Genomic DNA, 24,512 nt, shown 5'->3' on the forward strand with positions numbered 1-24,512 from the left:
GGACGCGGACCTCAGCAGGACAGTGTGGCGAAGGTGTAACCGCGGGCCGACAGGGTCGTCAGTACCTGGTCCAATGCGGCGACGGTCTGGACGCGGTTGCCGCCGCCGTCGTGCATCAGGATGATCGCGCCGGGGTGCGCGCCGGCCAGCGCACGCTGCACAATCGTCGCCGTACCGGGACGCGCCCAGTCCTGCGGATCCACATCCCACAAGACCTGCTGCATTCCGTCGCGCCGGATCTCGGCACGGACCGCGGCGTTCGTCGCGCCGTACGGCGGCCTGAAGCACTTCGACCGCACTCCGTCCGCGACCTGGTGATGCAACTGGGCGGGCGAAAGCTTGGGCAACTGCGGGTGCGACACCGAGTGATTCCCGATGCTGTTGCCGGCGGCACGGACCTGGTCGACCAGGTCGGGATGCTCGTTCGCGTGTTCGGCGAGCATGAAGAACGTGCCGTGCGCGTTGTGCGCCTGAAGTACGGCGAGCACCTGCGGCGTCCAGTGCGGGTCCGGTCCGTCATCGAACGTCAGGTAGACGACCTTCCCGGCCGCCTGCTTCACCGGTCCCGCGGACGGCTCTGCGGACGCTGTGGGAGACGGCTTCGCGGACGTCGGCTTGCCGGCTTGAACCGGAGTCGGGGTCGCCGCGGCGCGCGGTGCAGCCTCGGTCGCGCTCGCCGGCTGACCCTCACTCGCGAATGCGGTGTGCAGGCAAGCAATCGCCACCGCCGCACCAACCGCGAGCCCGATCGGCAACCCGAACCTGCTCCCCATCACGTCCCCCGATTCACCGCACTCACACCGTCTTGGTCACCACCATCGACGCCGCCGCCCAGCAGAAAGTTCACACCGGCATCGGAAGAGTGGCCGAGGTCTACCGGTTGTCGGCGGAGAGTGTCTTCATGGTGACGTAACTGGTCACCGCGGCCACGCCGGGGAGACTGGCGAGCTTGTTCGCGTGGAAGTCCTCGTAGGCGCCCAGGTCTCGCGTCGGCGTGATCAACTGACCTGGTCAGCGGCGTAGGCAGTTGCCAGGGGTTCGTCCCAGGGCTCGGATTCTGCGGCTAAGGAGTCGAGGACTGTTTCCGGTCGCGTTGCGCCGGAGACGACGGACAGTACGGGCGATGACGCCAGCAAGGCACGTAGTTGCAGGCGTTGCAGGGAGACGCCGCGTTCATCGGCCAGGGCGGCGAGATGTAGTGACGGCGCCGCGGTCGAGGGCCGGAGCGGCGAGTAGGCGAAGAACGGGACCTCGTTGGCTTCGCACCACGCAAGCACGTCGCGCGACTCGCGTCCGATGGCGCTGTGGTGATTCTGTACGGCGTCAACGCGCGCGACCGCGGCCGCCCGCTCGAGGTCGGCGACGGTGACGTTCGACAGGCCGACCCGGGCCAGCTTGCCTTCGTCGCGCAGCTCCGCGAGCGCTGAGACGCCCTCCTCCACGGGCTGTTCGGCGAGATCGACTCGATGGAGGTAGTACAGCTCGAGGCGTTCACCACCGAACGTCCGAAGGCTCGTCTCGACGTCGGACCGGATCCGGTCCGCGCTGATGTCGGCATCCCAGGTGGATTGGCCGGTTCGCGAATGACCGCCTTTGGTTCCGACAATCACGCCCGTACCCCGAGCGGCCTCGGCGGCCAGTTCCTCGCCGTACGACGGCACATCGACGTGCGCGTACGCACGCGCGGTGTCGAGGATCGCCGTACCCGCCTCGATGCCGGCCCGGATCGTCGCGAGATCGGCGGAGCGGTCCCTGGGCGCGAACGAGAAGCCCGCGACCCCGAGTGCGACCCGCCCGACGAGTTCCTTCATTCATGCCTCCTGCCGGTGACGCTACCCGTCCATGCACGGTACACGGATGCCTGGACAATCCGGTTCAACCTCCACTTCTGATGCCCTAGGCAACTACTTGTGAACTGACGGGAAATCGCCGTGAACCGGTTGGCTGTGGCGACCGTGTAGGCCCCAAACACACACCGAGCACGGCGATCAAGGCAGCCGTGACGACCAGGGAGGGACCACATCATGACCAGTGCAACACGACGTCTCCGGCGAGGTATCAGCGCGGCAGCCGTCGCAACCGTCACGACAGGCATCGCCCTCAGCCTGACCGGTACGGCGTCCGCGGCGCCCGCAGGCAGTGTCGTCGTCGACACCGGCCAACTGATCGTCACCGGCACGAACCGCGCGGACAACATCACCCTCAGCGTGCCGGCCGCGGACACGTCGGTGCTCGAGGTCGACTTCGGCAGCGGTACGGCGGAGCGCACCGTGAAGCGCAGCGACTTCGGTCAGATCAAGGTCCGCAGCCGTGGCGGCAACGACGTCGTACGGATCGACTACGGCGCCGAGGCGCAGCCGTTCACGATCGTCGACACCGGCGACGGCAACGACAGCGCGTTCGGCGGCAGCGGCAACGAGCTGTTCCGCATGGGCACCGGCAACGACTCCGTCGACGGGAACCGAGGCAGCGACACGGCGCTGCTCGGCAACGGCAACGACACGTTCACCTGGGACCCGGGCGACGGCAGCGACGTGATCGAGGGCGGTCGCAGCCAGGACACGATGGTGTTCAACGGTGCGGCCGCCGCGGAGAAGTTCGTTGCCTCCGCCAACGGCCGGCGCCTGCGGTTCACCCGGGACGTGGGCAACATCGTGATGGACACCGACAACGTCGAGCGGATCAAGCTCAACACCCTCGGCGGCGCCGACACGGTCACCGTCCGCGACCTGCGCCGTACCGACGTCCGCAAGGTCGACGTCGACCTCGGCGCGCAACTGAACGCGAGCGGCGGCGACTCGGCAGCCGACGCGATCACCGTCACCGGCACCCCCGGCAAGGACAACATCCGAGTCTCCGGCTCCGGCGGCAACGTGCGGATCTCGGGCCTGAGCGCTGACGTCCGGCTGTCCGACGCAGAACCGACCGACCAACTCACCATCGACACCCTGACCGGCAAGGACCGAGTCAGCACCGGCCGACTCGCACCGAACGTCACCGGCCTCAGCATCCTGTGACCCACTCCCCGGCGTCCGCCCCACCGCGGACGCCGGGGTTCGGCCCCTCTCGTGAGGGCTCGCTTGACAGATTAACTGAGTCCACTCATTATTGAGGTAACTCAGATTGATTGATCTGGGCAAGTCATCGGAACGAGAAGGAAGTCGCCGTGCGCGCGTTCGTCGTCAAGCAGTACAAGGGGCCGGTGCAGGAAGCGGACGTCCCCGAGCCCGTGGTCGGAGAGCACGACGTACTCGTCCAGGTCCGGGCGGCCGGGCTCAACATGCTCGACGAGAAGATCCGGGCGGGCGAGTTCCAGCAGATCCTCCCGTACAAGCTGCCGCAGATCCTCGGCAACGACGTCGCCGGAACGGTGCTCGACGTCGGCGCGAAGGTGCGGGGATTCACGCCCGGCGACGAGGTGTACGCCCGGCCCGGCAAGGACCGCATCGGCACGTTCGCGGAGCGCATCGCGGTCGCCGAGGCCGACCTGGCGCTCAAGCCGGTGTCCGTCAGCCTCGAGGAAGCCGCCTCGCTACCGCTGGTGGCCTTGACCGCGTGGCAGGCACTCGTCGAGCGGGGCAACCTGCAGCCAGGGCAACGGGTTCTGATCCACGCCGGTGCCGGGGGCGTCGGTACCATCGCGATCCAGCTCGCGAAGTACCTAGGCGCCACGGTCGCCACCACGGTCAGCTCCGGCAACGCTGACTTCGTGCGCGAACTCGGGGCAGACATCGTCATCGACTACCGCAGCCAGGACTTCGAGCAGCTTCTCGACTCCTACGACCTGGTGCTGGACAGCCTCGGCGGGAAGAACCTCGAGAAGTCGCTCCGCGTCCTGCGCCCCGGCGGCAAGGCGATCGGGATCGCCGGGCCGCCCGACGCGGCGTTCGGCCGCGAACTCGGCGCGAACGCGCTGCTCCGGCTGGTGATGACCGCCCTCAGCAGCGGCGTACGTCGCCAGGCCCGACGCCTTGGCGTGACGTACGAGTTCCTCTTCATGCGCGCCAGCGGTGACCAGCTGCGCCGGATCACTGCCCTCGTCGACAGCGGCGTACTGCGTCCCGTTGTCGGACGGGTCTTCGACTTCGACCAGACCGTGCAGGCCGTGCAGTCGCTGGACAAAGGCGGCATCCGCGGCAAAGCCGTCATCAGCAAGCCCTGACCACCCGGACAACCAGGAGAACCACCATGAGTACCGTCATCACCGCCTACAAGGACGCCCCCGCCCGCACTGTCGACGCCGGCGGCGTCACCTACGCCTACCGCGAGTTGGGACCGAAGGGCGGAATCCCCGTCGTGTTCTTCGTCCACCTCGCCGCGAACCTCGACAACTGGGACCCGCGGATCATCGATCCCATCGCCGCGGAGCACCACGTCATCACCTTCGACAACCGCGGCGTCGGAGCCTCCTCCGGCCGCGTCCCGGACAGCATCGAGGCGATGGCCGACGACGCGGCGACCTTCGTCAAGGCGCTCGGCTTCGACAAGATCGACATCTTCTCCTTCTCCCTCGGCGGCATGATCGCCCAGGCGCTCGTGGTGAAGCACCCCGGCCTGGTCCGCAAACTCGTCCTCACCGGCACCGGCCCCGCAGGCGGGAAGGACATCGACAAGGTCGCCGGCACGACGTACTTCGACATCCTCCGGGCGACCCTGACCCGGTCGGACCCGAAGGAGTTCCTGTTCTTCAACCGCAACGCCACGGGCAAGCCCGCCGCCCGCGCGTTCGTGCAGCGCCTCGCGGAACGCACCGTGGACCGCGACGCGCCGATCGCGGTGAAGGCGTTCCAGACACAGCTCAAGGCGATCAAGAAGTGGGGACGCTCCGCCCCCGCCGACCTGTCGAAGATCACCCAGCCCACCCTGATCGCCAACGGCGACAACGACCGAATGGTCCCCTCGGTACTCTCCGAGGACCTGCACCGGCGCATCAAGAACTCGGAACTGGTCATCTACCCCGACTCCGGCCACGGCGCCATCTTCCAGTTCCACGCCAAGTTCGCCCCACTCGCCGCCGACTTCCTCACCCGCTAATGACCACGCCAACAGTGCACAACAAGCCAAGGAAGCAGTTCGCGTCGTCCATCCCGCTGTGGGTACGAACCGATCAGCCGCGGGAAACCGGAATGGGCTACTGGAAGTGGCCGCACTCGAAGATCATCTCGGCGACCAAAGGTTTCCAGGAGTACCGACAGATCCATCTCGCCGACGTCAACCCGGGGCTGTGGCCGCCCACCCGCGGCGTCGAGACAGAAATACCCGTCGAACGCAAGATCGACGGGGTCGCGGAGATCACGTTCCAGTCGGCGTTGTCGCCGCTGCGGGGCCGAAAGCAGACCCGGCTCGCGTTCAAGGACGAAGTGAACGTCTTCCGGCGGACGCTGCTCTATCTCGGGCCGCCGTACTCGTCGCGCTGGTACGACGTGGCCGGGCCCGGTGAACCGGTCGGCGCCCGAGCCCTGATCTACCTCAGGCGGAGGGACGGCGTACCTGCCTCGGATTTCCGGAAGCACTTCACCGAACTCGCCAGCGCTCTCGCCGCGACGCGCATGCTGAAGGAACTCCGGACCCAGACCTTCCTGCCGTGGATCGAGAAGCTCTGGGACACCCCGAACGTCGCGCACGACAACCCGGAAGACCAGCGGTTCCACGCGTCGTTGATCCTGGGCTTCGCGGATTCTGCAGCGCGGGCGGCCTTCTTCAGGAGCCGTGAGCTTGAGAGCCTGTCCGACGCGCTGGCCCCGTTCGCGTCAGCCGTCCACGCCTACGAGGTCTCCGAGGCGCTGACCTTCGTGAAGGACGGCGTAGAGCAAAGACCGTAAACTTTCGCGCAGTAGGTGCTCGGACAGTAGACAAGGACGGCAGCCATGCCACTCGCCTCCCAACCGGTCGGACGGCGTGAGCGGAACAAGCAGCAGAAGCTCGACCGCATCACCGCCGCGGCCCGGGAACTCTTCGCCGAGCGCGGGGTCGACGAGGTCACCACCCAGGAGATCGCGGACAAGGCCGACATCGGCGCGGGCACGCTGTTCCTGTACGCCAAGACCAAGGGCGAACTCCTGCTGCTCGTGCAGAACTCGTCGTACGCCGACGCCCTCGCCGAAGGTACGTCGGCTGCCGAGAGCATCCCCGACGTACTCGACGCGGTGATGGCGATCGTCCGCCCGGTCGTGGAGTGCAATCGCAAACAGGTCGACAACGGGCGGACCTACCTCAGGGAGATCGTCTTCGGCGACCCCGAGGAGCCCCACCACCGCGACGCCCTCTTCCTGACCGTGCAGACCGAGAAGGCGATCGCCGACGTACTCCAGCGGGACGAGCGCAGCAACGCCGCCGACACCGCGACGCTCGCACACATCGTCTCCGCGATCATGTTCGTCAGCATGGCGGCAACAATCAACATCGCCAACCCGGTCGACGACGTCGTACAGGAAATCAGAAACCAGGTCCGGGTCCTGCTACCGAGGTGATGCCCACGGCGGTCACCAGACCACGCCGGGCAGTCGCTACCTGGCTGGGAACGGGTTGCGGTCGTCCGCCGGCCATACGTCCTTGACCTTCCACGCCATCTTCGGCTGAGGGTGACCTTGTCCGGGCCGATCGCGTACGACGACCTCCGCGTCGAGAAGGAAGACGTCGCCTTCTACATGCGCCGCGCGTCCGGCTCCGCTGGCTTCCCACAGCCGGGTGAGCGCGCTGACGATGCGTTCACTGCTTTCCATTCTGAAAAAGGCCAGACACTGAACGGTGCACCGACCCGCGTCGTCCGTGATGGCCGTCGCGGCCAACCGCTCTGGCGCCGGAGTGGCGTCGTGGTCATCGTCGCCGTCGTAGTAGGTGTTTTCGGCCGACTGCAAGTCAAGCCCGCTTGTCAGCCCTTTCGCCCACGCCCGGAAGGCGTCACCGTCTGCGTCGTCGATGACGTGCCTGACCCAGGTCTCCAGTTCTTCTTTCATGCTTCCTCCGTGCTTGAGACGAGCCTCAGGCGGTGCGCCGCAGCGGCCGCCTCGCCGCGGTTGCGGCAGCTGAGCTTGCGCAGGATGTTCGACACATGAACGCTCGCAGTGCGCTCGCTGATGAAAAGCGTGCGGGCGATCCGGCGATTGGTCTCCCCCTTCGTGAGCAGGGCGAGCACCTGCTGCTCACGACCCGTGAGGCCGGCCGGCTGGGTTCGATCCACGGTCGTTGCCGGTGGCGCCGTACTCAGCCCTGTGAGGTGGGCGCGACGGACCAGCGCCTCGACATCGCGGGCGAGTGTGCCTGCTCCCAGCTGATCAACGACGAGCAGCGCTCTCGACAGTGTCGAGGCCGCACGACGCCGGGAGGTCGCGGCCTCGAACTCTGCTGTCCATATCAAGCACCGTGCGTACCAAAGGGACTGCTGCAAGTCCGCCCAGCGCGTCGAGGCGGACGCCCAGACCACTGCGGTGCCGGTCCCGGCAGCCGTCAGATCCGCCGCTTCGTACGTCGCGTGCCACGCCTTGACCGCGGGATCGTCCGTTGACAAGAAGCCTTCGAGGCCGACTGTCCGGCGTACTTGGTTCGCGATGTACTCGCGGCTGGCGCGGAATGACGCAGGCGGCTCGACGTGCCGAAGTGAATGCAATGCGAGCATCCCCAGGACCGCGAGCGGCAATGTTTCTGACTCCTCGTCGGAAGAGTCCAGGGCTGCGAGCGCCGTCGTCACCACCTCGAGTGCCTCCGTGGGCGCACCGTCGGCCAACGCGATATCCGCCGCGATGGCTGCGAGCTGTGCGTGCAGGCCGGCCATGCCGGATCCGGCTGCCTCGTCCAACGCCAGCTGAATCATCGCCCTGGCCTGCGAGACATTCCCACGGAACGCCGTGATGTGGGCAGCTGTGCCGCGGAGACCCGCTTTGATCTCCGGCGAAATGCTCTGGGCCAAGCCCTCGAACACGTGGGCCAGAGCCTCGTCCCAGCGACCGAGCCAGTCCAGACACTCGACCAGATTGGCGATGAGTAGTGCACTGGCGCCGAGATCGAGGTGCTGCTCACGGGAGAGCACCAAACCCTCCAGCGCATCCGCTGCAGCAGCCTTGTGCCGCCCTGCGGCCTGAAGCACGAACGAACGATTGTTCAAAGCTCGTAGCTCTGCCTCTTTGTGACCATCCGTACGGGCTGTGGAAAGCGCATCGTCGAGAGCCGCGAGACCTGCGTCTGTGTCCCCTTTCAGCGCCGTCGCCACCCCCAAGGTGGTCAGGGCACCAACGGTCACCGCGCTCCGCCGGTCTGATGCCGCCTGCGCCGTGACGAGGTCGAGCGCCGAACGCGCCAGACTCGATGCCGCCGTGTACTCCCCCGAAGCCATGAGCACCGCGGCATAAGCCGAGGTCACTTCTGCGCGAGGCAGCGGTTCGGCGTCCTCGCTGAGGGTTTCGAAGGCATGACGCGCGGTGGCGATCGCTCCCCGGCCGTCGCCGGTGGCGCGCCGATAGCCGACGAGCCGGACAAGCAGGGCGGTGGTGGCGTCGTCAGATTCGCCGGGTTGCGCGAGTGCGCGCTCAGCCAGTTCCACGGCGTCGGTGGGATGACCCGCGCGGTACGCCGCCTCGGCCGCTTCCGTCAGCAGGTCGTACGGTGGGAGCCGTTCAGGTTGCGTCGCAGACAGCTCGCCGTACTCGACGATGGCCAGCCGAAGATGGTGCCACTGTTCTGGGTACGCCGCTGCGGTATGCGCGGCCTGCGCACCCTCCAGTGCAGCAACGACCGCAGCCTCGTGCTCCCCTGCCTTCTGCCAGTGAGTCGCACGTTGGGCAGCCCACTTGTGACCGTGCCCGTCGGATTGCTCATAGGCAGTCGCGAGACCGGCGTGGAGAGCTCGCCGCGTCGCGGGCCCCATCGACTGCACCGCCGCCTCGGCGATGAGGTCGTGGGCGACGCACACCAGATCGCCATCGAATCGGAGCAGTCCCCGCCGCGTCCCTTCGAGCACCTCAGCCTCGACCGCGAGCTCGGGAGCTCCGAGCGTCGCGGAGAGGATTCGCAGATCGACCGGTTCGCCGGCCAAGGCCATAACCTGCACCGCACGCACGATGTTCGGGTCGGCAGCCCGTAGTTGTGAAGCCAGGAAATCCAGCAGCTGCGCCGGCAGTGAGGCATCCGCGGCGCGGGCCGACCGAACGAGGGTCAGGGCGAAGAACGGGTTACCCCCGGCGCGCGCCACTGCCTCGTCGATCCCGTTCGCCTCAGGTACCGCGCGCCGGATCAGCTCGGTCATCGACGCAGTATCGAGGCCGCCCAGCCGGACATGACGGCAGTATTCAGAGCGCTCCCATTCAGCGAACATCTCGCCGAGGGACGAGTCGGAGGACAGCGCGGAGCTCCGCGCGGCGACGACGAGGAGTATCGCGGCGTGAACGACCTCGGGCAGACCCGCTCCGATGAGCGCCAGGGAAGACTGGTCGGCCCACTGAGCGTCGTCCAGAACGATGCAGAGCGGTTGCCGATCTGCCACAGCGACCAACTCGCGCCAGACAGCGACAGCCGCCAGCGCCTGCTGACGATCGACCGGCCGCTCCAGAAGCCTCAATGCGCCGCGCAGCCGAGCATCGATCGCTGCTGCCCCAGACCCCAGGGGGTGCGCCAATGCGTGACTCCACGGAAGGTACGCCAGCCGTGGACCGACGACGGGCACACCCCGTCCGACGACCGCGGCTCCATCTGCTGCCAGCCACCCGGCGACGACGGACTCGATCAGGTCGGACTTCCCGATACCCGCGGCGCCCGAGATGAGCGCCAACCGTCCGGATCTTTCGCGCGCGGCCTCGGCCATCGCCCCCAGCATGGCGCACTCATCCGATCGGCCAAGCGTCAACGGCCCGCGCTCCCCTCCGCCGTCCTCTCCACCATAGGGGCCTGTACCACCGAGCACATCCCCGTGGCTCCCTAAGGTTTCCGGAGCGCCGACGTACGTATTCCTTCAGATGGCAGCACGGTCCCGGAAAGGCACCGTGGCAGGTGTCGCATCCAGAATCCGAAGGAGAACGTCATGAAGCACAAGATCCTCAAGGATGCCGCTGCTCTCGCCGCGTCCAGCATCGACAAGCAGTCGGCCGCCCAGATCGCCGCGACTTTGGCGGCGGCCGTCGCCCGCCGCGACGGGCATCGCGGCCTGCGCATGGTCGCAAAGCTCGTGTCACAAGGCCTCGCGGCAACCGCTGAGCAGCAGAACCAGGGCACGGCAGGACCTCCAGGCAACTCCGGTCGGACGCCGGGCAACGACAGCTGGCAGAAGGCCCGGCAACTGCTGGACGATGCCCGGCCGAAGGAATCGGCGCGAACGGCAACGCGCGGAATCCTCTCTGGTCAGTACGACTGCGTGAACGTCGGCGCCTTCGCGTTCAACCTCTACAACTCCAGCCAGCTGCAAGTGAATCAGCTGCGCGCCTCCGGAAACGTCGGCGGCCAGTTCTGGATCGCGGACCTTCCGGTCGGCGCCTGGCACCGGCTCAAGGATCGCGGCGACCGACGTCTCCCCGTCTGGATTCGCAAGAAGGGGATCGACGTCGAGGTGCAGGTCGGGGACGGACCGAGCACGGCACCTGAGTTGCAGGCCACCGACATGCTTCATCGCAGCACATTGGGGTGAGGCAGCGATGGACGAGAATCAGCGTGCCGAGTTCGAGCGCCAGGAGGCAGCTCGCCAAGCCCACCACGATGCACTCGGGCACGAGCGCGTCTGCCCGAGCTGCAGCGGTCCGTCGCCGGCGGGTGGCAACTGTCCGGGGTGCGTTGCGGCGCTCACAGCGGCCGAACGCACGGCTACCAACTTCTGGCTGCAGGACAGCTTCACGTCCGTCGATGACAAGCCAGAGGCCACCAACGACGACGAAGTCGCCGACGAGATCACGGCGGACTACCAGGCGCCGCCCGATCATCACATCTTCCCGCAGCAATTCCGGGACAGATTCGAGGCCGAAGGACTTGAGATCGATATCGATCTCTACACGACCACGATGTACGAGTTCCAGCATCAGATTCTTCACACCGAGGGCTGGAACGCCGAGTGGAAGTTGTTCTTCGACATGTTCGACGAAGCCGAGGTCGATCCCGATTTCGACGATGTCGTGGGGTACGCCACGTTCCTGATGGACAAGTACGGATTCGGCGACGCCGTACTGCACCCCTATCGCGACCAGGAGGGCCACCTCGGCCCGCACATCCTCTAGCAGATCCAGATCAAACCTTCGCGACAGAAAGGCAAAGCCATGATTCACGTGCCGATCATCCTCGGGATCAAGATCGCATCCGCGATCTACCGAAACCGGGAGACCATTTCCGCGGGGCTGCAGTCGCTCCGCGAACAGCCACCGACTGCTGAGCCCTCGGCCGCCTCCGGCGAGAGCAGCGCGCCTGCCCCGAACGAAGCGCTCGATCGCACAGCCACCAGCACCTGAGCCGGACCGCCCCGACCTCGGCGCCGCACTTCGGGTCCTGATGAGTGGACCTGAAGGGCGGCGCGGCCGATCTGCGGTCTGTGCGTCAGGCGGACTTGACCTCGCGGTGGAGGAGGCGGAGGAGGCCGAGGGTTAGGGGTAAGAGTACCCAGATGGTGCCGGAGACTGCGAGGTAGGCCCAGTCGGCGGACTGGAACGTTCGCTGGTCGAAGGCGGGTGCCATGGCGGAGTTGACGTCGAGCCAGGGTGCGGCCTTCTCGAGTGAGCCGACCATTGAGAAGAGTACGGTCCACGCGATCGGGACCACGTAGTAGAGCACGATGGCGGCGGCGGTGTTCATCAGCAGCATGCCGAAGGCGAAGCCTTGAACGATGCCGATCAGCTGTACGGCGAAGAAGTCGCGGATGTTGGCGGAACCAACGTTCCAGCTGCCGGCGCCGTCCAGGAACGCCATCCCGGCCAGGTTGTTCAGGGCCGCGACGCCGAGAGCCACGACCACCGCGAGCAGGCCGACCAGGACCACGGCAACGAGCTTGGCGACGGCGATGCGGATCCGGCTGGGTTCGAGCGTGTAGGTGACCAGGCCGGTGCGCTGGCTCCATTCGGCGGTGACGGCGAGGATGCCGAGCACCGGGAGCAGGATGCTCTGCGGCGTCGCTGTCGCTCCCACGAGGTTCAGGAAGGTCAGCTGGTCCGGATCGGCGACGAACAGGAACACGACGATGACGGCGACCGTGATGAGACCGATAGCGGTCAGCAGCCAGAAGCCGGCCCGGGTGTCGACGAGCTTGCGCAGTTCGGCCCGCAGCAGGCGGCTGAAGGGTACGGCCGTCACCCGCGGATCCGGTGACAGTTCAGTGTGGGTCGCGGTACTCATGCGGTGACCTTCTCTCGTGCGTCGGCGGCGGTGAGCTGCAGGAACATTTCCTCGAGTCCGGAGCCGTCGGCGCCGCGCAACTCGGTGACGACCACGCCATGCCGCGCGGTGGCCGTGGCGATCTGCTCACGGGTGGCCTCCACGACGTACGCGCCGTCAGGCTCGAGCTGGTACACGTAGCCCGCGGCGTCGAGGCAGCTCGCCAGCGCATCCGGGTCCAGGCCACGGACGAGGGTGCCCGCGGCGTTCAACAGGTCGGCCTTGCTGCCGTCGGCGACGATCATGCCGCGACCGATGACGACCAGGTGGTCGGCGACGACCTCGATCTCGTGCAGAAGATGTGAGGACAGCAGCACGGTTCCGCCGCGATCGGCGAAACCCTTGAGCAGCCCGCGCATCCAGTGGATGCCGGCCGGGTCGAGTCCATTGGCAGGCTCGTCCAGGATCAGCACCTGCGGGTCGCCGAGCAAGGCATGCGCGATGCCGAGGCGTTGCCGCATGCCGAGGGAGTAGTCGCCGACCCGGCGGTTGCCCTCGTCGCTGGACAGGCATGCCACGAATGGACGGGCTCGAGGCTCTCGCCCAGCTCATGAGTCGCCACACACCGCCCAAGGTGATCGTGCTGACCACCTTCGACGCCGACGACTACGTACTGCGGGCGCTTCGGGGCGGAGCCAGCGGCTTCCTGCTCAAACACACCCCTCCGGCGGAGATCGTCGAGGCGGTCCACAAGGTGGCCGCCGGCAATCACATGCTCTCCCCCACCGTGACCGCCCAGCTCATCGCCCGCCTCGGTGCTGACGAGCCAGAACCCCAACGCGTCCTCGAGGCGCGATCACTGGCCGGCACTCTCGCCTCCCGCGAACGCGAGGTAGCCATCGCGGTCGGCCAAGGCAAGGTCAACGCACAGATCGCCGAAGAGCTCTACCTGAGCATGGCCACCGTCAAAGCGCACGTCTCGCGCATCATGATCAAGCTCCAAGCCACCAACCGCGTCCAAATCGCCAACCGCATCCACGACGCGGGCCTCACCTAGGAAGTGCCGGGTAGGCGGATTTCGAAGGTGGAAGGGCCGGTGAGGGCGACGGTGCCGCGGTGGCGTCGGACGATCTCGGCGACGATGGCCAGACCGAGGCCGGCTCCGCCGGTGTCGCGGGAGCGGGCGGTGTCGAGGCGGACGAAGCGGTCGAACACCCGCTCGCGGTCGGCCGGCGCGATACCCGGGCCGTCATCGGCGACAGTGAGTACGACGGTGCCGCCGGACTCGGCGAGGCCGAGCCTGATCTCGGACCGCGCGTGACGGATCGCGTTGCCGGTGAGGTTCTGGATCATCCGGGCCAGCGCCGGCTCGTCACCGAAGACCTGACCGGCCGAGACGGCTGCCGTCACGATCGTCAGCTTCGTTGCCGAGCGCAAGCGATGGGCTTCGGCGATGAGCAGGTCGTCGAGATCGACCGGCGTACGGGCAAGCTCGACGGGCTGTTCGTCGGAGCGGGCCAGCAGCAGGAGGTCGTCGACGAGATGCTGCATGCGCACGTCCTCGGCGAGCACGGTCGCCGCCAGTTCGCCGGGTGTCGTTCGATGCGGGTGCGCCACCGCAACCTCGGCGTACTGACGGATCGTGGCGATCGGCGATCTCAGCTCGTGCGCGGCGTCGGAGACGAAGCGTTGCTGGGCTTCGTGCGAGCGCTGCAGCCGGTCGAGCATCCGGTTCATCGTCCGGGCCAGGCGCCCGAGCTCGTCCTGGCGCGTGGCGGGGACGCGGCGATGCAGCTCGGTCGAGGTGATCTCGTCGACCTCCCGCCGGATCGCGGTCACGGGCGCGAGCATGCGGCCGGTGACGACCCAGGTCACGCCGCCGACCACCAGCATCATCAGCGGTACGCCGACCACCAGCACGCGGCGTAGGAACCGGGTCGAATCGAGCACATCCACCAGCGGACGGCCCACCACCACGTGGTCGCCGGTCGCGGTCTGCGCTGCCGCGAACGCGAAGTCCTCCCCGTGGCCGGGCGGCTCGACCGAAACACAGCCGGCACCTGGAGAAGCCAACAGAGTACCGTCACCCACGAGGTGGCCGGAGCGATCTGTCAGCTGAACGATCTCGATCGGCGACGACGTGCTCACCACAGCCGACGCAGCCCGAGCCGCCGGACCGGCGGCGAGTTGACTGGCGCGGGCGCGGGCGTCCTGGCAAACACCATCGGTCAGGACCGAGCCGAGCAGCGCGACGAGCACCAATGCCCCACCGACAAGTGCCGAACCGACGACGAGGACCGCGGCCAGGGTCACCCGCACACGCACGACGCACCGCCCTTCATGGAAGGTGACCTGTCGGCTCCTCGAGGCGGTAACCCGATCCTCGCAGCGTGGTGATGAGGCCGTCGCCGAGCTTCCGTCGCAGCCGCCGGACGTACACCTCCACGATGTTCGGGTCGCCGTCGAAGTCGTCGTCCCACAGCTGGTCCAGGATGGTCCGCTTCGACACCACTTCACCACGCCGCCGGAGCAGGAACTCCAGCAACGACAGCTCACGAGCGGTCAGGGTCAGTACGTCGGGACCGTGCCAGGCCTTCCTCGCCGCGGGATCGAGTCGCAGCTCTCCCGCTTCGAGGACACACGGTCGTTCGGCGGCGCCTCGGCGTACCAGAGCACGCAGCCGTGCAATCAGGACGGCGTACGAGAACGGCTTCGTGAGGTAGTCGTCGGCGCCGTAGTCGAGGGCGCGGACCTGGTCGGTGTCCGCATTCCTTGCCGTGAGCATCAGAATGGGCGTCCACACGTGCTCGCCGCGGAGCGTTCGGCAGATCGTCAGCCCGTCGACCTCGGGCAGCATGAGATCCAGGAGTACGACGCCGTACGCGTGTTCACGGGCCAGCCACAGCCCGTCGGTCCCGGTCAGCGCGACATCGACCGCGTACCCCTCGGCCTCCAAGCCACTGCGCAGGCCGGCCGCAAGTCGCGGCTCGTCCTCCACCACCAGTGCGCGCATCACCCACCTCCAGGCGATCCTCCTCCATTGTGGCTGAATCCCCGCTGAATGCACCGTTCAGCAAGGGTTCAGCCGGCCGGACCTACTGTCGCCGCATGGCGGCCATCGAAGCGATCGACCTGACCAAGCGGTACGGCGCGCGCACGGCGCTCGACGGACTCACCTTCGCCGCCCAGCCGGGTGAGGTCGTCGGCCTGCTCGGGCCGAACGGCGCCGGGAAGACGACCACGATTCGTCTGCTGACGACGATCCTCGAACCGACCGCCGGGACGTTCACGGTCGGTGGTGTGCCGGGCACCGAGCCGGATCGGGTCCGCCGGCAGATCGGCGTACTGCCGGAAAGCGCCGGCTATCCCGGTCGCCAGACCGGAACGGAGTACCTCCGGTACGCCGCGCGCCTGTTCGGCCGGAGCCGCGCCGACGCACGCGCTGTGGCCGAACGGTTGCTCGCCGACGTCGGTCTCGCCGACCGCAGCAGCGCACGGATCTCGGCGTACAGCCGCGGAATGAGGCAACGTCTGGGAATCGCCAGAGCGCTGGTCAACGAGCCGGCGGTCGTGTTCCTGGACGAACCGACCCTCGGCCTCGATCCGGCCGGCCAGCACGAGATCCTGGCGACGATCGGCGACATCGCCGGTCACCGCGGAGCGACCGTGGTGCTGTCGACCCACACCTTGTCCGAGGTCGAACAGGTCTGCGGCACCGTGATCATCCTCGACCACGGCCGCCTCCAGGCCGCCGGCCCGATCGACGAGGTCGTCGCCGGCACCGGCAGCCTGAGCGCGACATTCCGCGCGCTGACCGAGGACCGGTCATGACGGCGTGGCACGTGGTCGCCGAACGCGAGAGCCGGGATCTCTGGATCGGGGGTCGCGGACCGGTCCTCGTGTTCGGGTTCAGCGTCCTGCTCAGCGCGATGACGTACCTGGCCGCGACCAACCGGGCGATGAACTTCCTCGAACGACGGGAGGCGGTGAACCTCACCGTCCAGGTCGGCCTGGCCGTCGGGGTCCTGCTCACCGTCGTGGTCAACGCGGACGCGATCAGCGGCGACCGGGAACGCGGAACCCTGGAGAGCCTGCTGCTCACCCCGGTCTCCCGGCGCGCGATCGTGATCGGCAAACTCGCCGCCGCGTCGACGATGTGGCTCGCCTGCCTCGTCGTCACACTCCCCTACCTGTGGGTCCTCGGCGGCGCCGGCCGCGCGATCGTTCTCGCGCTGACGGTCGGCACGCTGGTCGCGATCGGGCTCGGCGGCCTCGGCCTGCTCTTCAGCGCCTGGTCGAACTCGAACAAGACCAGCCTCGCCGGCGGCCTCTTGCTGCTCCTCGTCCTGTTCGCCCCGACGCAGCTCCCCGCGCTGCCGAAGACCGGGTTCGGCCAGGCACTCACCCGGATCAACCCGATCGGATCGGCACTGCACTACATGTCTCCGATCATCGTCAACCGCCGCAGCTGGACGCACGAACTCAGCTATCTCGCCGCGCCGACCGTCATCGACCTTGTCGTGCTCGCCGGGCTGATCGTCTTCGCTCCACGACTCGTCCGACTGACAGCGGGCTCACGATGAACATCCTCAACCTGCTCGCGACAATCCTGCTCGCCAATCCCACGGTGACCATGAACCACGACCAGCTCACCGCTCAGCTCGGCCAAACGCTCACCGTCGAGTCAGTCGTCACCAGTTCGGGTCCCGCCATCGCGCATCTCAACGTCGTCAGCCTCGACGGCGTGTACGTCGACCTCGAGGACTGGACCCAGGACGTGACCCAACCTGTGCCCGCGGGCGGTGAAACCCAACTGGACTGGGAGTTCCAGGCCGTCAACCCCGGCCACTTCGCGGTGTACGTCGTGCTGATCCCGCGAACCGGCCCGCTCGTGGCCGGGCCGCCCGTACGCGTCACCGTCTCACCACGACAAGATCTCGACACCAACGGTGCACTGGCGGTCGCAATCGCCGTACCGGCCCTCCTCGGCGCCGCCGCGCTTCTCGGCCGACGACGCCTGTTACGGGAAGCAAGCAGCGACGGCTAGGCCGTCTACGAAGTCGTTCATTTCGTGGCCGGAGTGGCCCTTTACCCATTGGAAGGCTACGTCGCCGCGCTGGGTGACCAGCTCGACCAAGGGCTCCCACAGGTCGCGGTTGGCGACCGGCTTCTTCGCGGACGTGAGCCAGCCGCGCTCGAGCCAACCTGTGTGCCAACCGTCGCGGAAGCAGTTGACGACGTACGTCGAATCCGACACCACCAGCAACGGACCGTCGATCGCCCGTACGGCCTCGAGCGCGGCGCGGATCTCCATCCGCTGGTTCGTGGAATCAGCCTCGTGACCGGCGGCGTACACGGACTTCGACAACGCCCAGGCCCAACCTCCAGGCCCGGGATTACGCGAACAGGCACCGTCGGTGAACACGGTGCGCGCCCCCACCGGGACGGTCATATCAGCAGGACGAGGACGACGCGCACGAGGAGGAGACATCAGACCGAAACCCTACCCCGTCGACCACTTCGATCGGCCGCCGTACGTCGCCCCCACGCGGAGAACAGCGTGGGGGCGACTGCTGGATCAGGTGAAGAGGCTGACGCCGCCAGGTCCGACCAGGAGGCCGAGCACGATCAGCGCAGCGCCCCACATCATCTGGCCACGGAACAGCGACACGATCCCGGACACGACGAGGATCACGGCGATGATCCACAGAATGAATTCCATGGTCCTTCCCCTTTCCGAAGCCGGGCTTTGACCCGGCGGATTGATTCCCCGTGCTGACCTCTCGGTGCCCGCGCAATTTGCCTGGCAAACTCTGTGTCAGGGATTGTTGGCTACGCCCTCGTCGACCTTCGGGCCGCGCGCGCCGGTGATAGCGGCGTACGTGATGCCGGCGATTGCCGCGCCGACGATCGGGGCGACGATGAAGAGCCAGACCTGGCCGAGCGCCGAACCGCCGGCGAACCAGGCGACGCCGAGTGATCGCGCCGGGTTGACCGACGTGTTGGTGACCGGAATGCCGACGAGATGGATCAGTGTCAGGGCGAGACCGATCGCGATCGGGGCGAATCCCTTGGGTGCCCGGTCGTCGGTGGCGCCGAGGATCACGTAGAGGAAGAAGGCTGTCAGCACGATCTCGACGATCGCGCAGGCCAGCAGTGAGTAGCCGCCCGGCGACCGGTCGCCGTACCCGTTGCTGGCGAAACCGCTGTCGACGGCGCTGAACCCGTCCTTGCCGCTGGCAACGGCCAGTAAGATGGCGCCGGCGGCCGTGCCGGCGACGATCTGGGTGACGATGTACGTCGGCACCCATTTCCACTCGATGCGCTTGGCAACGGCGAGGCCGATCGTCACGGCCGGGTTGAAGTGACCACCGGAGACGTGGCCAACGGCGTACGCCATGGTCAGCACGGTCAGGCCGAAGGCCAGCGCCACACCGAGGTAGCCGATGCCGACAGAGACCTTGTCCGGGTTGAGCACGACGCCGGCCAGGACGGCCGCACCGCAGCCGCCGAACACGAGCCAAAAAGTTCCCAGGAATTCCGCACCGATCCGAGCCGCAGGACTTGGTGATTCCACGACTGCCTCCTTGTTGAGTTGAAACCCTACTGTCACAGTAAGCCATCAACTCGTGACAATCGGTGAGGTCAGATCCTCAGGGCCCTGGGATGCAGGGTCTGTGGGGCGATTCGTTACACCCAGTCAAAGTGAACTTTCTTCAACACGCCGGTGGGGGTTATCCACAGATTGCGAAGTCCGGCCGTTCCGGTGCCCGAAAGTCTCATATGTTCTTGGGCAAAGGAGGTGCTCGATGAGTGCTCGCAAGGACAGAGACGGCCGCCGGAGCGGCCGTGGAGACAGCAGGCGGCACAAGGACCGCGACGCGGATCGGCCGCACCCGGTGCTGACGCCGCTGACCATGCCGCAGGCCGACCGATTGGTCCGTCTCGCCGAGGCTGCAGTCGCGGAACGCGGGTTTTCGATGCGGTCCGACGGCGCCGGCGCACTGGTACCGATCGGACACGACGACGATCCGGTGGGCGATGCTCCGTCCGCCGGACTCGCGAACCTCGCACGCACCCTCGGCGGGTTGCCACGACAGCAATGGCGATCAGCAGTGGCTGCGCATTTCGACCAGATGCTCCCTTCGGGCGAGCGGCCGATGGTCCCCGAGGACTTGGAGAACGAGCTCTACCTTCGGTTGGTCTGCGCAGCCACGATCGAGCGCAGCTGGACCGACCGGGTGCCGGAGTTCGTGCCAGGTGTGGTCACCGCGCCCGCGACCTACACCGGGCGAGCCGTCGCGATGCATTTCGACATCGACAGCCTCGGCGTGCCGTGGGACGAAATCACCCGGATGGGCCTGGCGAACCTGCGCCGTCTCAAGGACGAAGTCGAGCTCGTGCAACAGCCCGGTGAGAACGGCGCCGAGATCGCGATGCTGACCGGTGGCATGTTCACCGCCTCGCGGGCGCTGGTCCTCGACACCGTGCTGCGCGAATCCCTGCGAGTCGAGAATCCCCCGTTCGGTTGCCTCGTGGCCATGCCGTCCCGAGACATGCTGCTCGTACACGTGATACGGGATCAGACAGTCGTCGGTGCATTCGGAATGCTCATCGAACTGGCCAACTGCTTCTTCGCCGATTCTCCAGGACCGGTGAGCCCGCACGTCTACTACGTCACAGGCAACGAGTGGCAACAAGTGACCGACTACAGCACCGGAAGAGCGGAACTCCAGGCCCGCGGCCGCTTCTCAGATGCCCTACGCCGCCTCGACGGCCAGCCAAGCGGTCTACCGCATGTCATCTGACGGGGTGGTGTGGAGGGCGGCGGTGGCGGTGACGACGTCGCACCAGGCTTCGCCGACGCTTTTGAAGAGGCGAGGTGCTCCCGGGGTGATCTCGATCTGACCGGTGGCGAGTTCGTGGAGGTCGGCTGTGATCGCGTCGCTTTCGGGTACGCCGTCTGCGATGGCGAGGATGATGTCGCCCGCCTGGCTCAGTGCGGAGGCGCGTGATTCGACGACGACGGTGGCGCGGCGGACGAGGTTCGTGTCGACCTCCCGGACCGCTGGTTCGTGCGACCCGACGGCGACCACCGTCGCTTCCGGCCGGAGCAGCTCGGAGTCGAACAACGGCGCCGTCGCGGTCGTGCAGCAGGCCACAAGGTCGACGTCCGCGACGTCGTCGGGAGTTCCGGGCCGAGCCGGGAGGCCCTGCGCTGCAAGCGATCCGACGAGCGCGGCGACCGCATCCACCCGGCGACCCACGACGATGACCTGGTCCAGCGGACGGACCGCGTTGATCGCCAGCGCATGGCTCAACGCCTGCGGTCCGGTCCCGAACACCAGCAACGAGTTCGAGTCGGTCGTCGCCAGCCGACGTACGGCGAGCGCCGAGAGACTCGCCGTACGTCGCAACGTCAGCGACTCGGCGTCGATGACGGCGACCGGCCGCAGCGTCGGCCCATCGAAGGCGATGTGGACGCCCTGGATCCGGGGCAGGCCGCGGGCCGCGTTGCCGGGACTGACCGACACGACCTTCACGCCGACCTGCGACCCGACCTCGCCCGGCATCAGGATGAGCTGCCCGCCGGACACCTCCACGAACGTCCGCGGCGGCGTGTTCCCAGTCCCTGCGACCAGGGCGTCCTCGAGCGCGTCGATCGCCTGCGTCCAGCCGAGCGTGCGCTCGAGAGCTGCCCTGTCGATGAACCTGATGCTGTCCGGCATGGATCTCCTAAACGACGCGTCCGCCTTGGATGACGATCCGTTGCGCGGCTGGATCCCACAGGCATTCAGGCTGCTCCAACGGGTTGCCCGAGACTACGAGAAGGTCCGCGATCGCCCCGGGCCGGACCACGCCGAGGTCGTCCAGCCCGAGCAGGCGAGCGTTCACCGACGTCGCGCAGCGCAGGGTGTCGAGGATGCCGAGCACGTCGCTCTGCAGCCGCAGCCCGTTGAGCTGCTCCTCCTCCAGCTCCCCCATCAGGTCGGTGCCGAACCCAACCGGGACCCCCGCGGCAACGGCGAGCTCGATCGCCTGCCGACCTGCGTCGAGCACCTCACGGTTCTTGGCCCGCGACACCGCAGCCATCCCGAGTTCGACGCCGCGCCGGTCGATCGCGTCGTACGCCGCCAACGTCGGAATCAGGAACGCGCCGTACTCAGCCATCGCTGCGGCCGATGCGCTGTCGAGCAGGTTGCCGTGCTCGATCGACCGTACGCCGTTGCGCACCGAGTGCACGATCGCTTCCGGCGAGTACGAATGCGCCGCGACGTAACTCCCCCGCCGCGCAGCCTCGGCCGTGACGGCGCGGATCTCGTCCTCGGAGTACTGCGGGATCCGGATCGGGTCCGTCAGCGAGATGACGCCGCCCGACGTCATGATCTTGATCGCGTGCGCGCCCTGCCGGAAACGCTCGCGAACGGCGCGACGCAGCGGGTCCACCCCGTCGACGACCTCGGTCGTGTGACTGTGGCAAGGACAGGTGTCCCAGTGCGCCGGCCGCGCGTCGCCGTGCCCGCCGGTCTGGCTCAGCGCCGGCCCGGTGAACAGGTACCGCGGCGCCTCCAGCCGACCTTCGGCGATCGCCTTCGCCAGCCCCGCCTCGCCACCGGCGACATCGCGGATCGTCGTGAAGCCGCGCCGCAACGCGTTGCGCAACCGCCCGGCCGCGACGATCGCGATGTAGCTCAGCGGGCTCGCCTCGATGTCGACCATGTCCAAGCTGATGCCGTACGGATGACAATGCGCGTCGATCAACCCAGGCAGCACGGTGCCGCCCTCGGCGTCGACCACAATGGCGCCGTCCCCAAGGTCCCCTGTGTCCCCGACCGCGACGATCCGTCCGTCCCGGACCGCAACCGGCCCGTCGACGAGCTCGGCATTCTCGCCGTCGAAGACCGTCGCATTGGTCACGATGAGCGTGCCTCGAACAGAGCTGCCGTTATTGACCAGCACGTCGTTCTCCTTCAGATCCGGTGGGCTGGAGCAGTGGTGCCATTGTCAGGGCGAGGTGCAGGGTCAGGCGGTCCTCGCCGCGGTGGAGGTCGAAGCCGGTGATGGTCTCGATGCGGCGGAGCCGGTAGTACGCCGTCTGCCGGTGGATGGCGAGCTCCGTCGCCAACTCCTGGATGTTGCCGGCCCGGTCCAGGAAGACCTGCGCCGTCCGTACCAGCTCACCGCCCGCGTCGAGCAGCCGCTGCGCCCGCGGATCGAGTACGGCGTGCACCAGGGCCGACCGCGGACCGCACGAGATCAGTCGGTGTACGCCGAGCTGCGACCAATGAGCAACCGCACCGAGACGCGGCACGGCGGCCAGGATCTTGGTGGCGCGACGAGCCTGTTCGTGACTGGTCCGCGCGTGGGTGAGACCGCGCTGCGGCTCACCGACCCCGACGAGTAGGCGCGCCGCGGCCTGGTCTCCGAGGCGCTGGGCGTGCAGCTGCCGGAGCCGGTCGATCGCCTGGTCGATCAGGGACATCCGCTCGTTCGCGAGGTCGACGAGCAACGTCGTGAAGCCCTCGCCCGAGGTCGCGAGCACATGGCGCGGCAGTGACCAGAGATTGAGCGGCACGACCTCGCGCGACGGCTGTTCCGCATGGACGACCACGACGTACGCCGTCCGCTGGACGAGCCCGCGACTGTCGAGCTCCTCGACCGCTCGCGCCGAGACCGCGTCGTCAGGTGCCAGCAGATTCGTGAGCAGGAGGGACGCATCGCGACTACCGCGGGCCCGTTGAGCGAGTAGAGCACCCGCGTCGCGTGCGATCGCAGCGGTCGCTTCGAGTTGCGACGGCGTACCCAATCCGCCTTCGGGGTCGAGCAGCCAGAAGTATCCGTAGGTCACGCCGTTCCACCGGACGGGCAGGCACAGCCGCGGCAGGATGCCGAGGCTCGGCTCGGCCGGCGTGCGGACAGGGCCGGCCGCGGTCGCGATGCCGAACTGCTCGAACCAGCTCCGGACGTCGGCCGTCGAACGCCGCCGCAGGATCGACCCGGCCCGGACCGCGTCGATCTCGTCCGGCTGGGTGTTGAACGCGATCAGGTTGAAGTCGCGGTCCTCGAGCACAGCCGGCGTACCGAACGCGTCCGAGATCGCGCCGACCAGGTCATCGAGGTCCACAGGAGCAGCTTAGACATATGTATGACGATTTGCGCCACCGGATCTGTCAGCTGGATAAGGCCGGCGAGGCGTGACGGTCCTTACAGTGCACTCACATCCTGACCAGGAGGAGTCCGCCGTGCTTGGTACCGCTCTGCTCGCCGCATCCCGCAGCCGTCGCGTCCGGGCCGCCGTCACCAAGTCCCCGGTGACGCGCAAGGTCGTCACGCGCTTCATCGCCGGCGACGACGTGTACGCCGCCGTCGACACCACCCGCCGGCTGACCTCCGGCGGCTTCGCCGTCACCCTCGACCACCTCGGCGAGGACACACTCGACCGCGCCCAAGCGGAAGCCACCCGGGACGCGTACCTCACCCTGATCAAGCAGCTGGCCGATCAGGGACTCGCGACCAGGTCCGAGGCCTCGCTCAAGCTCTCCGCGATGGGTCAGGCGCTGCCCGGCGACGGCGAGGCGCTGGCCGCCGAGAACGCGCACGCGATCTGCGCCGCGGCCTCCGACGCCGGCATGACCGTCACCCTCGACATGGAGGACCACACCACGGTCGATTCCACGCTCAGCATCCTGGCCGAGCTGCGCAAGGACCACCCGTCGGTCGGCGTCGCGCTGCAGGCGATGCTGTACCGCACCGAGGCCGACTGCCGCGACCTCGCCACCATCGGGTCGCGGGTCCGCCTCGTCAAGGGCGCGTACGCCGAGCCGAAGTCGGTCGCCCATCCCGCGAAGAGCGACGTCGACCGCGCGTACGCCCGCTGTCTCGGCATCCTGATGGCCGGACTCGGCTACCCGATGATCGCCAGTCACGACCCGCGGATGATCTCCATCGCCCAGGCGCTGGCGACGCAGCACGGCAAGGGTCAGGACGACTTCGAGTTCCAGATGCTCTACGGCATCCGGCCGAGCGTGCAGGAGCAGCTCCGCTCGCAGGGTTCCCGGGTGCGCATCTACGTCCCGTACGGCGACGACTGGTACGGGTACTTCATGCGCCGCCTGGCCGAGCGCCCCGCCAACGTCGGCTTCCTGCTCCGCTCCCTCGTCACCAAGTAGCGCGGATGTCGCATTTCGTGGTGCGCTGATCGTCATACCCCTGAGGGCGGACAGCCGAGTCCGCCGAGG

The 24,512-nt window shown here is 67.7% G+C and carries 29 protein-coding genes; 14 read left to right on the top strand and 15 right to left on the bottom strand.

The window, feature by feature from the left end; all coding sequences use genetic code 11:
• Positions 1-11 precede the first annotated feature (11 nt).
• The 3 genes from ACLJOO_RS31515 to ACLJOO_RS31525 all read right to left on the bottom strand — a co-directional run bounded on the left by ACLJOO_RS31515 (position 12) and on the right by ACLJOO_RS31525 (position 1,811).
• Positions 12-773 carry a polysaccharide deacetylase family protein gene (locus tag ACLJOO_RS31515; RefSeq protein ID WP_410791184.1) on the bottom strand — a complete coding sequence of 254 codons (762 nt, stop codon included), beginning with the start codon at positions 771-773 and terminating at the stop codon, positions 12-14.
• A gap of 100 nt (positions 774-873) precedes the next feature.
• Entirely contained in the window at positions 874-1,002 is a 129-nt protein-coding gene (locus ACLJOO_RS31520) for an Lrp/AsnC ligand binding domain-containing protein (RefSeq protein ID WP_410791186.1), read from the bottom strand.
• Positions 999-1,811, bottom strand: coding sequence for an aldo/keto reductase (locus ACLJOO_RS31525; RefSeq protein WP_410791187.1), 813 nt, complete (start codon positions 1,809-1,811; stop codon positions 999-1,001). Before ACLJOO_RS31525 ends, ACLJOO_RS31520 begins: the two co-directional genes overlap by 4 nt.
• A 213-nt stretch (positions 1,812-2,024) precedes the next feature.
• Here ACLJOO_RS31525 and ACLJOO_RS31530 point away from each other — a divergent pair, with 213 nt between their 5' ends.
• The 5 genes from ACLJOO_RS31530 to ACLJOO_RS31550 all read left to right on the top strand — a co-directional run bounded on the left by ACLJOO_RS31530 (position 2,025) and on the right by ACLJOO_RS31550 (position 6,470).
• Complete coding sequence (locus ACLJOO_RS31530; protein WP_410791188.1) at positions 2,025-3,017, top strand: calcium-binding protein; 993 nt, start codon at positions 2,025-2,027, stop codon at positions 3,015-3,017.
• Between the two features lie 149 nt (positions 3,018-3,166).
• The gene (locus tag ACLJOO_RS31535; RefSeq protein ID WP_410791190.1) at positions 3,167-4,162 is read left to right on the top strand and encodes an NADP-dependent oxidoreductase; all 996 of its coding nucleotides are present in this window, start codon (positions 3,167-3,169) and stop codon (positions 4,160-4,162) included.
• 26 nt (positions 4,163-4,188) lie between these two features.
• Positions 4,189-5,034: an alpha/beta fold hydrolase gene (locus tag ACLJOO_RS31540; RefSeq protein ID WP_410791191.1), complete on the top strand. Its 846-nt coding sequence runs from the start codon at positions 4,189-4,191 to the stop codon at positions 5,032-5,034.
• A 92-nt stretch (positions 5,035-5,126) separates the two neighbouring features.
• Positions 5,127-5,822 carry a hypothetical protein gene (locus ACLJOO_RS31545; RefSeq protein ID WP_410791192.1) on the top strand — a complete coding sequence of 232 codons (696 nt, stop codon included), beginning with the start codon at positions 5,127-5,129 and terminating at the stop codon, positions 5,820-5,822.
• A gap of 45 nt (positions 5,823-5,867) precedes the next feature.
• The gene (locus ACLJOO_RS31550) at positions 5,868-6,470 is read left to right on the top strand and encodes a TetR/AcrR family transcriptional regulator (protein WP_410791193.1); all 603 of its coding nucleotides are present in this window, start codon (positions 5,868-5,870) and stop codon (positions 6,468-6,470) included.
• 36 nt (positions 6,471-6,506) lie between these two features.
• Here the strand turns inward: ACLJOO_RS31550 and ACLJOO_RS31555 are convergent, their stop codons facing one another.
• Both ACLJOO_RS31555 and ACLJOO_RS31560 read right to left on the bottom strand, forming a co-directional pair.
• Positions 6,507-6,956: a hypothetical protein gene (locus tag ACLJOO_RS31555; protein WP_410791194.1), complete on the bottom strand. Its 450-nt coding sequence runs from the start codon at positions 6,954-6,956 to the stop codon at positions 6,507-6,509.
• Positions 6,953-9,892 carry a helix-turn-helix transcriptional regulator gene (locus tag ACLJOO_RS31560; RefSeq protein ID WP_410791195.1) on the bottom strand — a complete coding sequence of 980 codons (2,940 nt, stop codon included), beginning with the start codon at positions 9,890-9,892 and terminating at the stop codon, positions 6,953-6,955. Before ACLJOO_RS31560 ends, ACLJOO_RS31555 begins: the two co-directional genes overlap by 4 nt.
• A 117-nt stretch (positions 9,893-10,009) precedes the next feature.
• On the opposite strand from ACLJOO_RS31560, the gene ACLJOO_RS31565 reads away from it, so the two are divergent.
• Genes ACLJOO_RS31565 through ACLJOO_RS31575 form a run of 3 tightly spaced genes read left to right on the top strand, consistent with a single transcriptional unit; the run spans position 10,010 to position 11,417 of the window.
• Complete coding sequence (locus tag ACLJOO_RS31565) at positions 10,010-10,609, top strand: hypothetical protein (protein WP_410791196.1); 600 nt, start codon at positions 10,010-10,012, stop codon at positions 10,607-10,609.
• Positions 10,610-10,616: 7 nt separating this feature from the next.
• On the top strand, positions 10,617-11,189 hold the full coding sequence (locus ACLJOO_RS31570) for a hypothetical protein (RefSeq protein ID WP_410791198.1): 573 nt from the start codon (positions 10,617-10,619) through the stop codon (positions 11,187-11,189).
• A 39-nt stretch (positions 11,190-11,228) separates the two neighbouring features.
• Positions 11,229-11,417, top strand: a complete 189-nt coding sequence (locus tag ACLJOO_RS31575) for a hypothetical protein (protein WP_410791199.1) — start codon at positions 11,229-11,231, stop codon at positions 11,415-11,417.
• Positions 11,418-11,502: 85 nt separating this feature from the next.
• On the opposite strand, the gene ACLJOO_RS31580 is transcribed toward ACLJOO_RS31575, so the two are convergent.
• Positions 11,503-12,294 (bottom strand): ABC transporter permease, encoded by a 792-nt coding sequence (locus ACLJOO_RS31580; RefSeq protein WP_410791200.1) that lies wholly within the window; start codon positions 12,292-12,294, stop codon positions 11,503-11,505.
• Complete coding sequence (locus tag ACLJOO_RS31585) at positions 12,291-12,851, bottom strand: AAA family ATPase (RefSeq protein WP_410791201.1); 561 nt, start codon at positions 12,849-12,851, stop codon at positions 12,291-12,293. The genes ACLJOO_RS31580 and ACLJOO_RS31585 overlap by 4 nt, the downstream gene beginning before the upstream one ends.
• A gap of 2 nt (positions 12,852-12,853) precedes the next feature.
• On the opposite strand from ACLJOO_RS31585, the gene ACLJOO_RS31590 reads away from it, so the two are divergent.
• Positions 12,854-13,330, top strand: coding sequence for a LuxR C-terminal-related transcriptional regulator (locus tag ACLJOO_RS31590; RefSeq protein ID WP_410791202.1), 477 nt, complete (start codon positions 12,854-12,856; stop codon positions 13,328-13,330).
• Here the strand turns inward: ACLJOO_RS31590 and ACLJOO_RS31595 are convergent.
• The gene (locus ACLJOO_RS31595) at positions 13,327-14,598 is read right to left on the bottom strand and encodes a sensor histidine kinase (protein WP_410791203.1); all 1,272 of its coding nucleotides are present in this window, start codon (positions 14,596-14,598) and stop codon (positions 13,327-13,329) included. The genes ACLJOO_RS31590 and ACLJOO_RS31595 overlap by 4 nt on opposite strands.
• Positions 14,599-14,611: 13 nt before the next feature.
• The gene (locus ACLJOO_RS31600) at positions 14,612-15,286 is read right to left on the bottom strand and encodes a response regulator transcription factor (protein WP_410791204.1); all 675 of its coding nucleotides are present in this window, start codon (positions 15,284-15,286) and stop codon (positions 14,612-14,614) included.
• A 95-nt stretch (positions 15,287-15,381) separates the two neighbouring features.
• On the opposite strand from ACLJOO_RS31600, the gene ACLJOO_RS31605 reads away from it, so the two are divergent.
• Genes ACLJOO_RS31605 through ACLJOO_RS31615 form a run of 3 tightly spaced genes read left to right on the top strand, consistent with a single transcriptional unit; the run spans position 15,382 to position 17,320 of the window.
• The gene (locus ACLJOO_RS31605) at positions 15,382-16,104 is read left to right on the top strand and encodes an ABC transporter ATP-binding protein (protein ID WP_410791205.1); all 723 of its coding nucleotides are present in this window, start codon (positions 15,382-15,384) and stop codon (positions 16,102-16,104) included.
• Positions 16,101-16,856 (top strand): ABC transporter permease, encoded by a 756-nt coding sequence (locus ACLJOO_RS31610; RefSeq protein WP_410791206.1) that lies wholly within the window; start codon positions 16,101-16,103, stop codon positions 16,854-16,856. The genes ACLJOO_RS31605 and ACLJOO_RS31610 overlap by 4 nt, the downstream gene beginning before the upstream one ends.
• Entirely contained in the window at positions 16,853-17,320 is a 468-nt protein-coding gene (locus tag ACLJOO_RS31615; RefSeq protein WP_410791207.1) for a hypothetical protein, read from the top strand. Before ACLJOO_RS31610 ends, ACLJOO_RS31615 begins: the two co-directional genes overlap by 4 nt.
• Here ACLJOO_RS31615 and ACLJOO_RS31620 read toward each other — a convergent pair.
• The 3 genes from ACLJOO_RS31620 to aqpZ form a co-directional block, all read right to left on the bottom strand.
• Positions 17,294-17,764, bottom strand: a complete 471-nt coding sequence (locus ACLJOO_RS31620) for a ribonuclease H (RefSeq protein ID WP_410791209.1) — start codon at positions 17,762-17,764, stop codon at positions 17,294-17,296. The two genes, ACLJOO_RS31615 and ACLJOO_RS31620, sit on opposite strands and share 27 nt — an antisense overlap.
• A gap of 87 nt (positions 17,765-17,851) precedes the next feature.
• Positions 17,852-17,995: a GPGG-motif small membrane protein gene (locus ACLJOO_RS31625; RefSeq protein WP_410791210.1), complete on the bottom strand. Its 144-nt coding sequence runs from the start codon at positions 17,993-17,995 to the stop codon at positions 17,852-17,854.
• A 96-nt stretch (positions 17,996-18,091) separates the two neighbouring features.
• The gene (gene aqpZ, locus ACLJOO_RS31630) at positions 18,092-18,886 is read right to left on the bottom strand and encodes an aquaporin Z (RefSeq protein WP_410791211.1); all 795 of its coding nucleotides are present in this window, start codon (positions 18,884-18,886) and stop codon (positions 18,092-18,094) included.
• 196 nt (positions 18,887-19,082) lie between these two features.
• Here aqpZ and ACLJOO_RS31635 point away from each other — a divergent pair, with 196 nt between their 5' ends.
• Positions 19,083-20,081, top strand: coding sequence for a hypothetical protein (locus tag ACLJOO_RS31635; RefSeq protein WP_410791212.1), 999 nt, complete (start codon positions 19,083-19,085; stop codon positions 20,079-20,081).
• Here ACLJOO_RS31635 and ACLJOO_RS31640 read toward each other — a convergent pair.
• The 3 genes from ACLJOO_RS31640 to ACLJOO_RS31650 are packed head-to-tail and all read right to left on the bottom strand — an operon-like array spanning position 20,064 to position 23,398.
• On the bottom strand, positions 20,064-21,002 hold the full coding sequence (locus ACLJOO_RS31640) for an ornithine cyclodeaminase family protein (protein WP_410791213.1): 939 nt from the start codon (positions 21,000-21,002) through the stop codon (positions 20,064-20,066). The genes ACLJOO_RS31635 and ACLJOO_RS31640 overlap by 18 nt on opposite strands.
• 7 nt (positions 21,003-21,009) lie before the next feature.
• Positions 21,010-22,233 carry an amidohydrolase family protein gene (locus tag ACLJOO_RS31645; RefSeq protein WP_410791214.1) on the bottom strand — a complete coding sequence of 408 codons (1,224 nt, stop codon included), beginning with the start codon at positions 22,231-22,233 and terminating at the stop codon, positions 21,010-21,012.
• Positions 22,220-23,398: a PucR family transcriptional regulator gene (locus tag ACLJOO_RS31650; RefSeq protein ID WP_410791215.1), complete on the bottom strand. Its 1,179-nt coding sequence runs from the start codon at positions 23,396-23,398 to the stop codon at positions 22,220-22,222. Before ACLJOO_RS31650 ends, ACLJOO_RS31645 begins: the two co-directional genes overlap by 14 nt.
• 118 nt (positions 23,399-23,516) lie before the next feature.
• On the opposite strand from ACLJOO_RS31650, the gene ACLJOO_RS31655 reads away from it, so the two are divergent.
• Entirely contained in the window at positions 23,517-24,443 is a 927-nt protein-coding gene (locus tag ACLJOO_RS31655) for a proline dehydrogenase family protein (RefSeq protein WP_410791216.1), read from the top strand.
• Positions 24,444-24,512: the final 69 nt, after the last annotated feature.

It is taken from the genome of Kribbella sp. C-35, from assembly GCF_046549195.1.
Classification (GTDB): domain Bacteria; phylum Actinomycetota; class Actinomycetes; order Propionibacteriales; family Kribbellaceae; genus Kribbella.